Annotated in this window: 10 protein-coding genes; 9 read left to right on the top strand and 1 reads right to left on the bottom strand. The window is 66.3% G+C overall.

Going from position 1 to position 14,539, the window contains the following annotated elements:
* The first annotated feature begins 69 nt into the window (after positions 1-69).
* The 5 genes from HKW67_RS11535 to HKW67_RS11515 all read left to right on the top strand — a co-directional run bounded on the left by HKW67_RS11535 (position 70) and on the right by HKW67_RS11515 (position 9,950).
* Entirely contained in the window at positions 70-1,260 is a 1,191-nt protein-coding gene (locus HKW67_RS11535) for an efflux RND transporter periplasmic adaptor subunit (RefSeq protein WP_206044390.1), read from the top strand.
* Between the two features lie 12 nt (positions 1,261-1,272).
* Positions 1,273-4,419: an efflux RND transporter permease subunit gene (locus HKW67_RS11530; protein WP_171225524.1), complete on the top strand. Its 3,147-nt coding sequence runs from the start codon at positions 1,273-1,275 to the stop codon at positions 4,417-4,419.
* Entirely contained in the window at positions 4,416-7,490 is a 3,075-nt protein-coding gene (locus tag HKW67_RS11525; RefSeq protein WP_171225523.1) for an efflux RND transporter permease subunit, read from the top strand. Before HKW67_RS11530 ends, HKW67_RS11525 begins: the two co-directional genes overlap by 4 nt.
* A 202-nt stretch (positions 7,491-7,692) precedes the next feature.
* On the top strand, positions 7,693-8,478 hold the full coding sequence (locus HKW67_RS11520; RefSeq protein ID WP_171225522.1) for a DUF547 domain-containing protein: 786 nt from the start codon (positions 7,693-7,695) through the stop codon (positions 8,476-8,478).
* Positions 8,475-9,950 (top strand): radical SAM family protein, encoded by a 1,476-nt coding sequence (locus HKW67_RS11515; protein ID WP_171225521.1) that lies wholly within the window; start codon positions 8,475-8,477, stop codon positions 9,948-9,950. Before HKW67_RS11520 ends, HKW67_RS11515 begins: the two co-directional genes overlap by 4 nt.
* Here the strand turns inward: HKW67_RS11515 and HKW67_RS11510 are convergent.
* Complete coding sequence (locus HKW67_RS11510; protein ID WP_171225520.1) at positions 9,849-10,271, bottom strand: c-type cytochrome; 423 nt, start codon at positions 10,269-10,271, stop codon at positions 9,849-9,851. The two genes, HKW67_RS11515 and HKW67_RS11510, sit on opposite strands and share 102 nt — an antisense overlap.
* A 78-nt stretch (positions 10,272-10,349) precedes the next feature.
* Between HKW67_RS11510 and HKW67_RS11505 the strand changes: the two genes are divergently transcribed.
* The 4 genes from HKW67_RS11505 (at position 10,350) to HKW67_RS11490 (ending at position 14,492) form a co-directional block, all read left to right on the top strand.
* Positions 10,350-11,210, top strand: coding sequence for an NAD(P)-dependent oxidoreductase (locus HKW67_RS11505; protein ID WP_171225519.1), 861 nt, complete (start codon positions 10,350-10,352; stop codon positions 11,208-11,210).
* Positions 11,211-11,286: 76 nt separating this feature from the next.
* Complete coding sequence (locus HKW67_RS11500) at positions 11,287-12,516, top strand: NHL repeat-containing protein (protein ID WP_171225518.1); 1,230 nt, start codon at positions 11,287-11,289, stop codon at positions 12,514-12,516.
* A 54-nt stretch (positions 12,517-12,570) separates the two neighbouring features.
* Positions 12,571-12,753, top strand: coding sequence for a hypothetical protein (locus HKW67_RS11495; RefSeq protein ID WP_171225517.1), 183 nt, complete (start codon positions 12,571-12,573; stop codon positions 12,751-12,753).
* A 218-nt stretch (positions 12,754-12,971) separates the two neighbouring features.
* Complete coding sequence (locus tag HKW67_RS11490; protein WP_171225516.1) at positions 12,972-14,492, top strand: protein kinase domain-containing protein; 1,521 nt, start codon at positions 12,972-12,974, stop codon at positions 14,490-14,492.
* The last annotated feature ends 47 nt before the right edge of the window (positions 14,493-14,539 follow it).

Raw genomic sequence — 14,539 nt, 5'->3', positions numbered from 1 at the left:
CCGCGTGCACGGGCCTCGCCACTCTCGACTCCAATGCTCCCTCTCAGCCTCGCTCGGTCCGTTACCCGTGTGACCTTCGGCCTGCAGACTGTGGCGCCACTGCTGCTCGCGCTCGTCGCCTGCAACAAGGGCGACGCCGCCGCCACCACCGATTCCACGAGCGCCACCTCCACCGCCGCGCAGGAAGCGGCGGAGGAAGCCGGTCGCCCGGCTCTGGCGTTACCGGTGATGGCCGAAGAGGCGCGCGACGGCGACCTGGTGCTTCGGGTAACCACCACGGGACAGATCCGCTCCGATGCGGCGGTGAAGCTGCGCGCCGAGGTGGCGGGCACGGTGGCGCAACTCGTGGTACGGCCCGGGCAAGCGGTATCCAAGGGACAGGTGCTGGCCCGTCTCGATGGGTATCCGTTCGATCTCTCGGTGCGCGACGCGCAGGCCAGCACCGATGAAGCGGAGCAGCGCTTTCTGGAAAGCTTCGTGCCGGAGTCGGTGGTGACCGGCCGCGGCCCCACGCCCGAGCAGCGCAAGGCACTCATGAACAAGGCGGGCTTGGTGGGCGCGCGGTTGCGCCTCGAGCGCGCCAAGTACGAACAGGATCGCGCCACGATCCGAAGCCCCGTGGACGGCACGGTCGACGCCATCGAGATCTCGGCCGGCGAGAAGGTCAGTGCCGGGCAGGCACTGCTCACCGTCGTGGACACGCGCAATCTGCGCATCGAGGCGCAGGTGCTCGAACACGACCTGCCGTTGGTGCGTGTTGGCGGTGAAGCCAGCATCAGCAGTGCCGGCGCGCCGGGTCGATTGCTGCGAGGTCGCGTGGATGCGCTGTTGCCGCTGGTGGATTCGGTCACGCGCGCCGGACGCGCCATCGTGCGCGTGCAGGGCGATGGCACACTGCGCCCCGGCATGTACGCCGACGTGCAACTCGAGGCCACACGATTGCCGGGACGCCGCATGGTGCCGTCGCGTGCTGTCATTGAGCGCGACGGACGACCGCTGGTGTTCGTGGTCAAAGATGGCCGCGCCCAGTGGACGTACATCGTACCCGGTCGCACCAATGGCGTCGATACCGAAGTACTCCCCGATTCCACCACCGGACAGATCCCGGTGAATCCCGGCGATCAGATCATCACCGAAGGACATCTCACGCTCACGCATGATGCGCCGGTGCGCGTGACGGCGCCGCGCGAAGCGTCGCCCACTCCCGGTGCGTCGGGTGAGCGTGCGCCGAGCGATCGTGCGCCGAAACTCAAGCGATAGGGAGGGCGGCGCGTGAGTCTCGCCGCCTATGCGGTGCGTCGCCCCGTCGCGACGCTCTCCGCCATTCTGGCCGTCGTGCTGCTGGGTTCCGTCTCGTTGAGCCGGTTGCCGGTGTCGCTGCTGCCCGATGTGTCGCTGCCGGTGCTCACCATTCGCACGGTATACACTGGTGCCGCGGCACCCGAAGTGTCGCGCTTCGTGGCGGAGCCGATTGAAGAAGCGATCGGCGCCACGCCAGGGCTGACCGAGTTGCGCAGTGTGAGTCGCAACAATGAAGTGACGACCACCGCACGGTTCGAGTGGGGCACCGACATGCGCGCCACCGTGCTGTCGGTGCGCGAACGGCTCGACGCGGCGCGCAGCCAGCTGCCCGAGCGCGCCGATCGCCCCACACTGCTCACCAGTGACCCGGGCGAGCGGCCCATCGCCGTGCTGGCCATTCGTCAATCGCAGACGCAGGCGGCGAAGGACTCGCGGGCGCAGGGTGGTGGCGACTTGCGCAGCTTGGCGCGTACGGCCACCGAAGTGCACGCGCGACGGCTCGAGCAAATCGAAGGCGTCTCGAGTGTCGCGGTAGTAGGCGCGCCCGACGATGAGATCCGCGTCGAGCTCGACCCCGGGAAGCTGCGCGCGCTCGATCTCACGCCGGAAGACGTGGCGGCCGCGATCCGGGCCGAGAATGCGACGGGTGCCGGCGGCACCATTCGGAAAGGACAGTTCCGCTTCTCGGTGCGGGCGCTCACGGAGTTCCGTAACCCGTCGGAGATTCTCGATACGCCGATCGGACGCGTGGGTGCCGGCATCACGCTGCGCGATGTGGGCACGGTGTCGCTGGGGTTGGCCGATCCGCAAACGCTCACGCGCCTCGATGGCACGTCGGCCATCGGTATGGTGGTGTACAAAGACGCCGGCTCGAATACGGTGGCCGTCACCCGTCGCATGACCGACGCCATTGCCCAACTCGAGAAGGAGTTCCCGGGCGTCTCGATGACGGTGGTGGCGGCGCAGGCCGACTTCGTGGTCGATGCGCTGTCGAATTTGGGGCAGGAGATCGTGGCCGGCGGACTGTTGTCGCTACTCGTGATCTTCGTGTTTCTGCGCGACTGGCGATTGTCACTCGCCATCGGTGTCACGGTGCCGTTGTCGGTGCTGATGGCGCTGGTGGCGCTGCAGGCGCTCGATGTCTCCATCAACGTGCTGAGTTTAGGTGGCCTAGCATTGGGCACCGGCTTGTTGGTGGACACGGCGATCGTGGTAGCTGAGTCGGTGGGGCGCCGACGTGAAGAAGGGATGTCGCTGTTGGAGGCGGCCGTTACCGGAACCGATGAAGTCGCGGCGCCGCTGTTCGCCGGCACGCTCACGACAGTGCTGGTGTTCGGACCTATCATCTTCGTGCGTGGACTCGCCGCGGCGCTGTTCCGCGACTTGAGCTTGAGTGTGGTGACCACGGTGGCAGCGTCGCTGGTGTTGGCGCTCACCCTTATGCCGGTGATGATCGTGGGGCGCCGCAAGCTCGCGAACGCTGCGCCTGCGCCAATCGCGCCGCCGAAGACACCGTCGGCTGCCGCGCGCACCCTCGACGCATGGGGACGCACGCTCACCGACTGGTATGAGCGAGGGATGCGGTGGTCGCTGTCGCATCCGCGATCGGTGTTCGGCATGGCCGGCGCATTGTTGGCGGTCACCGTGGTGCTCATTTACACGCTGCCGAAGGAAATCCTGCCGCGCGTAGACGAAGGCGTGCTGGTGGCGGCGGTCCAACTCCCGGAAGGCACTAGCATTCAAGCCACGGCGGCGCAGGTCGCGCGCGTAGAAAGCGCCGCACGATCGCTCGGTGCCAAAGGCATCTACGCGCGCGTGGGCAAGGCCACCGACGAGGAGATCCTGGCCGGTGCCGATCCCGGATCGAGTGCGACGGCGCAGCTCATCGTGCCGGTGCCCGCGCGTGCCGATGCGGCTGCGTTTGCCCAGCAGCTGCGCGCCAAATTGCCGGACCTGGCGAAGGGTGCGTTGGCCATCGATCTCGCCGGCCAATCGGAGTTCGGTTCGCTGATCGGCCGCGAAGGACGACTGGTGCGCGTGGAGCTGTCGGCCCCCACGCTGGTGGAATCGCAACGATGGGCCGACACCGTGCGCACGGCCATGCAAACGGTGCCATCGCTCACGGATGTGCGCGATGCCTTCGCCGCGACGCAGCCGATTGTGGAAGTGTCGCTGGAGCGCGCCCGCATGGCGGAACGTGACATCGTACCGCAGCAGGTCGCCAGTGCGTTGGCGGGCGCGTTGGGTGGAGTGAGTGCGAGTGAGCTGCGCGAGACTGATCGTCGCACGCCGATCATGGTGCGCTATGCCGGCCTGCGCAACGAAGAGCTGGAGACCGCACTCAGAACGCCGTTGCGCGGGGTGCCGCTGGCGCAGCTGGTGCAGGTGCGCGAAACGCGGGCGCCACTGGAAGTGGTGCGCGTGGGGCAGCGACCGGTTACGATCATCGAGGGGTTGGTGGAGAGCGGTGGCACCGCAAAAGCCACCACCGACGTGCAGGCGCGCATGGCGGCGCTCACGCTACCGGCCGGGGTGTCGTGGCAGGTGGGCGGCGCTGACGCCGAGCGCGAGCGTACGAGCAGTGAACTCACGCTGGTGGCGGTGTTGGCGGCCCTGCTCATGTTCCTGGTGTTAGCGGGCGAATTTGCGAGCTTCACGATTCCACTGGTGGTCATGCTTACCGTGCCGTTGGCCGGTGCCGGTGCGGTGATTTTCTTGTGGCTTACCGGGCAGTCGCTCAACGCCGTGAGCTTGATCGGCATCGTGGTAATGATCGGCATGGCCGACAACGAGGCGGTGGTCAAGCTCGATGCCATCCGCAAGTTCCGCGAAGACGGGCACAGCATCGACGACGCGATCATTCGCGGCGGTGAGCAGCGACTGCGCGCGATTGCGATGACCTCAATTACCACCGTGACCGGTGTGTTGCCGCTGGTGTTCGGCTGGGGCAGCGGCGGCGCGCTGTACCAGCCGCTGGCGGCCGGCATTATCGGTGGCAGCATCAGCGCGCTGCTGGTCACGTTCTTCCTGTTGCCCACGGCCTACGCGGTGCTGGAGCGGCGCACCGAACGCCGCACCGCGAGCCGTGCAATTCGCGGTGCGGCGCGCGTCGCGTGATTCGCTTCGCGACCCACCGGCCGGCGGTGGTGTGGGCGATCTGCGTCGCGCTGTTGTTGGCCGGCGCGATTGCGTTTACGCGATTGCCGCTGGCCACGCGTACCACCGTGGAGCTACCGCGGCTCAGCGTCTTCGCCAGTTGGCCCGGTGCGTCGCCGGAAGTGATCGAGACGTATCTCACGAGCCCGGTGGAAGCGGCCATCCAGGGCGTGCGCGGGGTTCGGCGCGTATCCAGCAATTCCAACGACGACTACGCGATGCTTACCGTCGAGTTGGAAGCGCGCGCCGATGTGCAAATGGCGCGCTTGGCCATTCTCGAGCGACTCGAGCTGTTGCGCGCCGACTTGCCGCCGGGGGCGAGCCCGCCCACGGTGGCCAACTACGTGCCGGAGGGGCTGGAAGAAGCGCCGTTGATGTCCCTCTCGGTGTTCGGACCGTACACGTCGGGCACGTTGCAGAAGCTGCTCGAAGAGCGCGTGAGTCCGCGATTGGGCAGCATTCCCGGAGTCGCTGGCGTGCAAGTGCGCGGTGGTACCGACATGGGCGTGTCGGTGTCGTACGATCCGGTGCAGCTGCGACGAATCGGCATCTCGCCGCAGCGATTGTCAGAGGCGATTGCCGGCGCGCGCATGGTGCAGGCGTTGGGGGCGCTCGATCGCGGCAGCGACCCGACGCACGCCACCTCACAGAACGTCGTGTTGCGCGACCAACCGAAAGCGCTGGAAGATCTGCAGGCGTTACCGGTGCGTGGACCCGGCGCGCGCGTATTCAAGCTGGGCGAGCTGGCCACGGTGCGCGCCGAAGAAGACGCGCGCGGCCGCTTCTTTCGCATCGATGGTGCGCCAGCCGTCGCAGTGGAGATCTCGCGGCATCCCGGGGCCGATGCCATCAAGACGGCGGCGGCGCTGCGGGCCGCGATCAAAGACCTCGAGCCCAACATGCCGCCGGCGGTACGGCTGCGCATCAACAACGACGAAAGCGAAGACCTGAAGGAAGAGCTCGACGATCTCGCCCTGCGTAGCACCATTGCGTTCGGGTGCGTGCTGTTGGTGCTCGCCTTCACGCTGCGCCGTTGGCGCGCGGTGGCCGTGGTGATGGGCACCACCGCCGTCGCGATCGCCGCCACGGCGCTCTCGCTCTATCTGTTCAACATCCCCGCCAACCTGCTCACCCTGGCCGGGCTCGGCATGGGCGTCGGCATCTTGGTGCAGAACGGGCTTGTGGTGGTCGAGCGCTTGGGCACCGAGCCCGATACGCCCGATGGCCGGGCGCGCGCGACGCAGCGCATCATGCCGGCGATCATCGGCAGCACGCTCACCACCGCCGTCGTGCTCTTTCCGTTCTTGTATCTGCAAGGTGACACGCGAGCCGCGTTCGTGCCGTTTGCGGCGGCATTCGTGTTTGCACTGGGGTGGAGTGTATTCACGGCGCTGCTCGTCGTGCCGGCACTGGGGAAGGGTGTCGCCGCACAGAACGCCGCGTGGCCGCGCCTGCGGCGTCTGTACGCGCGTGTGCTCATACGCTTGCTGCGGTGGCGCGCGGTTACCATGGTGGCGTCGGTGGCGGTCTTGGCGGTGCTCACGTGGGGCTTCGTGGAGAAAGTGCCGCGCTCGTCGTTCGGTGGCTTCGGCGAGCGACGCACATCGTTGAGCGTGGGGCTGTCGTTTCCTCGCGGCTCCGATCCCGGTACGCTCGATCGCGGCATGGCGGAGTTTGAACGTCTCGTGGTTGGGCGTCCCGAAATCGAGCAGGTGCGGGCAGCGGCTCGCAGCGGCACGTCAGCGCAGATGTCGGTGCTGTTCACGCGCGCCGGTGGTCTCACGGCGGTGCCACTCGAGCTGCAGGAGCTGCTCACGCAACGCGCGGTGTTGATCGGTGGCGCGAGTGTGAGTGTCGTCGGCGACGGCCCCGGCTTCTCGAGCGGCGGTGGCGGCTCGAGCTTCGCAACATTCCGCATTCAGGTGCGCGGCTATTCGTACGACGGCGTCGGACGCGTGGCCGACGATCTCAAGTCGCGTCTCGAGCGCATCACGCGCGTGCGCGAAGTGCGCATCACCAGCGGCGGCTACTTCGGCGGCGAGCGTGGCTATCAGGTCACCCTCGAACCCGATCGCGCCGCGCTCACGCGCTATGGATTGAATGCGTCACTGCTCACCGGCGCGATCGCCCGTGAAGTGCGCGGACCGGTGGGGCGGCAGCTGCTCGAAATCGGAGGTGACGAACTACCGGTCACGGTGAAAGCGGCCGGTGCGCGCGATCGCAGTCTCGAAGAACTGCAGGAGGCGATCGTGCCTACGCTCACCGGAGCACCGGTACGCATTGGTGATGTGGCGATCGTCGACGCACGCGAAGCGCTCAGCACGATCGTGCGCGAAGACCAGCAGTACATCCGACAGGTGTCGTACGATTTCCGCGGTCCCGCCAAGCTGGCGCGCCGTACGCACACCGCGTTCATAAAATCGCTGGCGGCCCCCGCCGGCTACAGCATCATCGATCTCACCGACGGCTCGCCGTTCGATCGCGATGAAAGCGAGAAGGGCCTCTATCTCGTATTCGCGATCGGCGTGGTGCTGGTGGTGCTCTCGGTGGCCCTCGTGTTCGACTCGATGTGGGGTGCCGCGCAGGTGTTCTTGTCACTCCCCCTGGCCATCGGCGGTGTGGTGGCGGCGTTCTGGTTTCTGAAAACCGCCTTCACCCGCGAAGCCGCCGTGGGAGTGATCCTGGTGATCGGGCTGGCCGTGAATCAGGCCATCTTACTGGCCGACGCTGCCCTCGAGAAACGTCGGGCGTTGCGCGAGGCGGGCCTCGATGCGCGCCTGCATGCGGGCCAAGTGCTGCACGCCGCGATCGACCGGGCAGGCATGATTCTTATCGTCACCCTCGCCGCGATGGCCTCGCTCATTCCGCTCTCGGTCGGCACCGACGCCACCCGCCTGTTCGGCGCCATCGCCCTCGCCACCGCCGGGGGAACCGTCGCGGGTACGCTAGGCGTAATGTTTGTAATGCCGGCGCTGCTGGTTGGGCGGCGGGTGCGGCGCACACGGGCCGTCGTGCCGGCCGCGAGTCTGTAGGTTCACGCGAAGCTCGCGAAGGGACGCGAAGAGTCGCGAAGAACAGCACAAGAAAAATGCCGTTGCTGTTCTTCGCGTTCCTCCGCGGCCCTCCGCGTCCTTCGCGTGAACATACGATATTTGGAATAGCAGCCCAGGCCAGCCCTCGCCATCCGTAGTTGCCACAAATCCAGCTGCGCCCGCCCGGCGTATCCCTGATATCATGCTGACCGCCGCCCTGTTCGCCGCCGCCCTCTCGCTTGCGACCCCGCAGCCCGCTCCGTCGCATTCCCCGTTCGACGCCCTGTTGAAGGCGCACGTGCGCGGCGGCCTCGTCGATTATGACGCCTTCGGTCGCGCACCCGAGTTCAAGGCCTACCTCGCCTCGCTCGCGAAGACCGATCCGGCCTCGCTCAACAAGGCCGACGCGCTGGCCCTGTGGATCAACGCCTACAACGCGTACACCATCCAGCTCATCAACGCGCACAACGAGCGCGAATCGATCCGCAACATCAACAAGAGCTTCGGCGTCGTAAAAGCCTACGGGCCGTGGAAGGAGAAGCTCGCGGTGGTCGGCGGCAGGGCATACAGCCTCGACGAGATCGAGCAGGACATCATCCGCAAGCGATTTGCCGAACCGCGGATTCACTTCGCGCTCGTCTGCGCCGCCATGGGCTGCCCCCCGCTCAGAAGTGAAGCGTATGCGGGCGCGACCCTCGACGCGCAGCTCGATGATCAGGCGCGTCAGTTTCTGCTGCAGTCGCCCACCAAGAATCGGGTCGATGTGTCAGCCCGCGTGGCGTATCTCAGTCCGATCTTCGTGGAATTCCGCGACTACATCAAGGACTTCGGCGGGTCGCAGGCGACCGTTGGCCGGTACATTGCGCGCTACTTCCCCGCGGGGGCGGAGCGCGATCTGCTGAACAGCGGTCGCTTCACCGTGCGTGTCACTGAGTACAACTGGTCGTTGAACATCATGCGGGCATACACGTCGCCACGCGGCTCATGAGTACCCAGTCGGGTTGGTCGGAGTACGTGCAAATCATGCGCGCGCCCGTTCGCGAGGAAGCGAAGGAGATGCTGGCCGCCAACTGGACCTCACTGGCACCATCGATGCGCGTGCCGCAGCAGATGTTCGGCAAACAGGGCAACGGGTGCGGTGCTACCATCGGTGCGATGCCACGCTGCGACTTCGCCTGCCGCGGCTGCTATCTGAACGCCGGGGCCAACACGATACCGGCGGCGAGCCTGGACGAAATCAAGGCGCAAATGCGCGCGTTGCGCCCCGTGCTCGGCCATGCCGGCAACCTGCAGCTCACTGACGGTGAAGTCACGCTGCGTCCGGTCGACGAGATCGTCGAGCTGCTCAGGTACGCGCAGTCGCTCGGTCTCATCCCCATGCTGATGACGCACGGAGACAGCTTCCGTCGGCGCCCGGGGTTGCTCGAGGAATTGATGGTGCGGGGCGGGCTCATCGAGGTGTCGATTCACGTCGACACCTCGCAGCGCGGCCGTGTCGGCGACCAGTGGCGGCGCGCCACCTCGGAATGGCAGCTCAACCCGTTACGCGAAGAGTTCGCCGACATGATTCGGACCGCGCAACGCACCACTGGGCTGCCCCTGCGCGCCGCGACCACGATGACCGTGACACGCGAGAATCTGAATGGCGTGGGCGATGTCATGCGCTGGCTCACGAAGCACAGCGATGCATTCCGATTGATCAGTTTTCAACCGATCGCACAGGTCGGTCGGACCGAAGATGGTTTCGGTGGCGGTGTCGACGCCGAGTCGGTGTGGGAAGAAGTCGCCCGTGGCTTGCACGTTGACGGTGGCGCGCGGCGGATGAGTGAGATGGGCGTCTGGTTCGGTCACGAGGCATGCAATCGCATGGTCAACGGGGCAGTGTTGCACGATCCTGACGGGCGTCATCGGTTTCGCTCGATCCGCGACGCATCAAATGCGACGGATGTTGCGGTCGTTGACGGATTTCTGGCGCGCTTTGGTGGTATCTCGTTCCGCCTTGACGGGCGGAACCAAGCGCTCGCCCGCGCGGTGGGTCTCGTGCGACACGCCCCCGGCTTCATGCTGCGAGCCGTACCACGGTTCGCGCACCGATGGCTGCAGCACATCGGCGGCGGGAATGCGTTGCGCGGGGCGGTCGGCCTGGCCTCCGGCCGGCGTCGACTCACCCCGCTCACCATCGTCAGTCATCACTTCATGAGTCGGGAGCAGATCGCGACCCCCGAGGGGCAGGAACGTCTCGCGCACTGTGTCTTCCGCGTACCGGTGCGCGGACAGATGCTCTCGATGTGCGAAGTCAATGCACTTGGTATTCGCGAGTCCTACTACGACACGCTGCGGACCGAGCGGGCGAACGACCTACTTGTGGGAGAGCGTCCAGACATAGGCGGCAACGGCCTGGATCTGCGGGTCGGTGAGCGCCATGCGGCCACCGCGCGCACCCATCGCGTTGGGGTGTGACGGATCCTTGATCTTGTCCTTCGGCACGCCGCTGACGATGATGCCGACGATTTCGTCGAAGCTACCCGCGGTCATCTGCAGGAACGTCGGCCCGGAGAGCGCCGGCGCGTTGGTAGCACCAACGCCGCCCTTACCGTGGCAGCGGGCGCACGAGCCGTTGTTGAAGATCGAGTCACCCATGGCCACGGCGGCGGGCGTGACGGCCGCCGGCTTCGCGACCTTCGCGTCGGCCTTCGGACTGAGGTTGGCGTTGCCGCCGCCGGATGACTTGCAAGCGACCGCGAGCGTGGACAGCACAAGGAGAGCGACGAAACGACGCATGAGCGGGACGGGCTGAAGTGGAGGGCGGGGAGGAAGGCTAAAGTGCGGCACACGTTCGCAATCGGCTATCTTTCACCAATGACCACTATCGCGTTTCTCGGCACGGGGCTGCTCGGTAGCGGCTTCGTGGAAGCCGCCTGCCAGCGCGGCGATACGGTGACGGTATGGAACCGCACCAGCGACAAAGCCCGCGCGCTCGCGTCGTTCGGCGCGATCGTTGCCGACACACCGGCCGATGCTGTACGCGGGGCGAGTCGTGTGCATCTCGTGCTCAAGGATGACGCGGTGGTCGAAGACGTCATCGGTCAACTGCGCGCCGGGCTCTCGTCTGACGCGATCATCGTGGATCACACGACTACTCAGCCGGCGCTCACGGCCGAACGTGCCACGCGACTCAACGCCGAAGGCGTGCGCTATCTGCACTGCCCCGTGTTCATCGGACCAGCTGCCGCGCGACAGAGTCAGGGCATCATCCTCGCCGCCGGCCCCACCGCACTGTACGACGCGGTGAAGGACGCCCTCGGCCGCATGGCCGCGCGCGTGGAGTACTTCGGCGAGCGCAATGACCTCGCCGCGGCCTACAAGTTGATGGGCAATGCGTTCATCATCGGCATGGGCGCCCTGCTCAGCGACGTGTATAGCATCGCGAAGGGCAGTGACATCGCCCCCACCGACGCGCTCAAGCTCCTCGAGTTCTTCAACCCCGGCAATATTCTGCAGGGACGCGGTCGTACCATGGCTGCCGGCAAGTTCGACGCGAGCTTCGAACTCACGATGGCCCGCAAGGATATTCGACTCATGATGGAAGCCGCCGGTGACCTGCCGTTGGCCGTGCTGCCATCGCTCGCGGCCCGCATGGATGCCGTAATCGCCGAAGGATTCGGTGCCAGCGATTTCGCCGTCATCGCCAAGGACGCGATTCAGGGCACCGTCGCGTAAGTCGCTACACGCAGGCAACCGCAGGCGGGGGGTGAGGTGACGAATTATCGTTCGTGACCTCCACCCCCCTCTCCATATGCGCACTCCCTGCGTTCTCGCGCTGTTGGCGTCGACCGCCCTCCCCGTCGTCGCGCAGCAGCCAACTCGTACGCTGTCCAAACCGCTCGCCGAATACGCCGAGCCGTTCTCGCAGATCGCTGCGGTGCGCGAGCTGAAGGACGGACGGCTGCTCGTCGTCGACAGCCGCGACAAGCTCGTGCAGCTGGTCAATCTCACGGCCAACAGTGCGACGAAAGTCGGCCGCGAGGGCTCGGGTCCCGGCGAGTACGGCCTGCCCACCCAGCTCTTTGCGCTGCCTGGCGATAGCAGCGTGATCTTCGATCCGCTGAACCAGCGCTATCTCATGGTGCACCCCGACGGAAAGCCCGGCGTGTCGTTCCGCGTGGGCGACGAGCCGTCGTCGGCGCCGCGCCCGCAACAGGGCCAGCGCCCGGAGGGCGGCGGACAGGTCATGCGGATCGGCGGACTGGGGTTCGGCATGCCACGAGCCTCCGACGCCCGCGGGCGACTTTACTTCGAGGGGGGCGGGATCTCGATGGGTCCCAATGGCCCGGTGACGGCTGACACCGCGCCGATCGTGCGCTACGATCGCGCCAGCAAAGCCGTGGACACCTTGGCCTGGGTTCACCTGCCCAAGAACAACGCCTCCGTGAAGTCGAGCGGAAGCGGCGGCAACCAGCGCATGGAAGTGCGGATCGGCGGACGCACCCCGTACCCGGCACGCGACGCCTGGACGGTGCTGCCCAACGGGACGCTCGTGATCGCCCGGGTCGGCGACTATCACCTCGATCTCGTCTCACCCACGCGCGCCGTGACCCGCAGCGCTGCCGTGGCATTCTCGGCGGTGAAAGTGGGAAGCGCCGAAAAGCAGGAATACCGCGATCAGTCGAAGAATGCCGGTGGGATGTCCATCTCACGGTCGGAAGGTGGCCCCGGAGGTTCGCAGACGCGCGCCAGCACAGCGCCACCACCGTTCGAGGAGCCAGCCGAATGGCCGTCAACCAAGCCGCCCTTCAACGCGAACGGGATCTTCGCCACGCCGGCCGGGGAGATCTGGATTGCCCGTAACCGAACGGCGTCGGATCCCATTCCGACGTACGACGTTTTCTCGGCGGCTGGAAAACTGACCGGCAAGGTGGTGTTGCCCAAGCAGACCCGCGTGATCGGGTTCGGCGCCGGCGGTACCGTCTACACGATTCGCGTGGACGACGACGACCTCCAGTATCTCCAGCGCTACCGGGGCTGAGCGCTCTCTGCTAACCTTCACGCGTCGTCGTTCTGAACCCTCGCGAGACTACCCATGCCGTTCTTTTCACATCCCGCCAACGCTGATTGGCTCCTGCCGATCATCAAGCTGCCGTTGATGCTCATCTCGGCGATCTTCGGTCTGATCCGCGTGATCGGCCCGATTGGCCAGGTCGCGCTGGTCGCGATCATCATCGCGCTGTATGCGAAGAACATCATGGGTCCGGCTCGCCCGTAAGCGGTAGGTCGACGAACTCGCGGTGCTGCGTGATCGCTGAACCGATCACACAGAGGCAAAGAGCAAAAGAGAAAAGGAGAACACCGGAGCCGGTCGCTCTGTGTTCTCCTTTTCTCTTTGTCTCTGTGTGATCGGTTCCGGGAAATCACGCCGGTTCGAGATCGATACGAACGTTTTCGCCTGTTCGGGGTGTCCAATCCAGTGTCCCCCATCACGCCATGACCGCCCTTCAAGACCAGATCCAGCGCCAACTCGGCGACGACTTCGCAATCGAGCGAGAACTCGGTGGCGGGGGGATGTCGCGCGTGTACGTGGCGTACGATCGGCGGCTCGATCGGCGCGTGGTCATCAAACTGCTGCGCCCCGAGCTATCGGCCGGCGTGAGTGTGGATCGGTTCCGTCGTGAGATTCTCACCGCCGCGGCGCTGCAGCACCCGCTGATTGTGCCGGTGCTCGACACGGGCGAGATCGACGGGCTGCCGTACTTCCTGATGCCATTCGTGGAAGGCGAGTCGCTGCGCACGCGGTTGCAGCGCGGATCGCTTGGCGTGGTCGACACGGTGCGCATTCTGCGCGACGTCTCGCGCGCACTCACCGTCGCCCATGCGCGTGGCGTGGTGCATCGCGACATCAAGCCGGATAACGTGTTGCTGGCAAACGGCGCAGCGGTGGTGGCGGACTTCGGTGTGTCGAAGGCCTTTGCCGAAGCGCGACACGGTGATCGCGACGATGACGCCGACGACGTCGCTACCGACCCATTTACGACAGCGGGTGTTTCACTCGGAACGCCGGCGTATATGGCGCCCGAGCAGGTGGCCGCCGACCCCGACGCGTCGTACCCCGTGGATATCTACGCCGTGGGTGTGATGGCGTATGAGATGCTGGTCGGTGCGCCGCCGTTTGGCGGCCGGTCGCCACAGCAGGTGATGGCGGCCCACATCGCCGAGGAGCCAGTGCCGGTGCAGCGGCATCGCCCGGACATACCGGCGGCGCTGGCCTCGCTGATCATGCAGTGTCTGGCCAAGGACCCGCTTCATCGACCCGCCAGTGCGGCGACATTGGCGCAAGTACTCGACGATCCGCAGGTCATCAGCGGCTCGTTCACGCCGATTCCTGACGATGGTTCGGGAAGTCAAGCGATTCGTGCGCTCACTGGGGCGACGGCCGCGGTACCGATAGGCATGCCGTCGAAGCGATGGCGCGCGATGTTCGCCGGTGTGGCTGGGGTGCTGGTCGCGGCACTGGCGTGGATCGCCGGCTCGCGTGACGGCGCCGCCGCGACGAACGACGCGAACGCCGCACGCCCGGCGATGACCGCGCTCGACACGACGCCCAGCGTCGCGGTGCTCCCTTTCGTGTACCTCAGCGCCGATTCCTCGCAGGCCTTCGCCGCGCAGGCGATCGCCGATGCGATCACCGATGCGTTATCGCGGGAGAAAGGGCTGCGCGTGATCTCGCGCTCGGCGGCCGACGCGTTGCAGAAGCGCATCGCCGCTGGCGATACGACCCGTCTCCCGGTGCGCACGCTCGTTGAAGGTGTGGTGGAGACCGAGGGCGACAAGTTTCGGCTCACGGTGCGGCTGGTAAATGCCGCTGATGGGTTCACCCTGTATGCCGATCGACTGGAAGGCATGAAGGGAAATCTCTTCGCGATGGAAGACGAAGTGGCCGGTGCCATGCGAGAGTTATTGCGATCGCATTTCAGCCTGCAAACGCCGGATGGGGGCGGCGCGCAATGAATTGCTCATGCGCGTCACCCCCATCGTCCAGCTCCCCGCCCACACGA

The organism is Gemmatimonas groenlandica, from assembly GCF_013004105.1.
Taxonomy (GTDB): Bacteria; Gemmatimonadota; Gemmatimonadetes; order Gemmatimonadales; family Gemmatimonadaceae; genus Gemmatimonas; species Gemmatimonas groenlandica.
The sequence above is the reverse complement of the archived record's forward strand: the minus strand, read 5'-3'. Positions and strand labels throughout refer to the sequence as shown.

Bases quoted from the DNA above. Each gene is read 5' to 3' on its own strand.
- HKW67_RS11515 (WP_171225521.1), top strand. From the start codon at position 8,475: ATGAGTACCCAGTCGGGTTGGTCGGAGTACGTGCAAATCATGCGCGCG.
- HKW67_RS11510 (WP_171225520.1), bottom strand. From the start codon at position 10,271: ATGCGTCGTTTCGTCGCTCTCCTTGTGCTGTCCACGCTCGCGGTCGCT.
- HKW67_RS11500 (WP_171225518.1), top strand. From the start codon at position 11,287: ATGCGCACTCCCTGCGTTCTCGCGCTGTTGGCGTCGACCGCCCTCCCC.
- HKW67_RS11505 (WP_171225519.1), top strand. From the start codon at position 10,350: ATGACCACTATCGCGTTTCTCGGCACGGGGCTGCTCGGTAGCGGCTTC.
- HKW67_RS11495 (WP_171225517.1), top strand. From the start codon at position 12,571: ATGCCGTTCTTTTCACATCCCGCCAACGCTGATTGGCTCCTGCCGATC.
- HKW67_RS11520 (WP_171225522.1), top strand. From the start codon at position 7,693: ATGCTGACCGCCGCCCTGTTCGCCGCCGCCCTCTCGCTTGCGACCCCG.
- HKW67_RS11490 (WP_171225516.1), top strand. From the start codon at position 12,972: ATGACCGCCCTTCAAGACCAGATCCAGCGCCAACTCGGCGACGACTTC.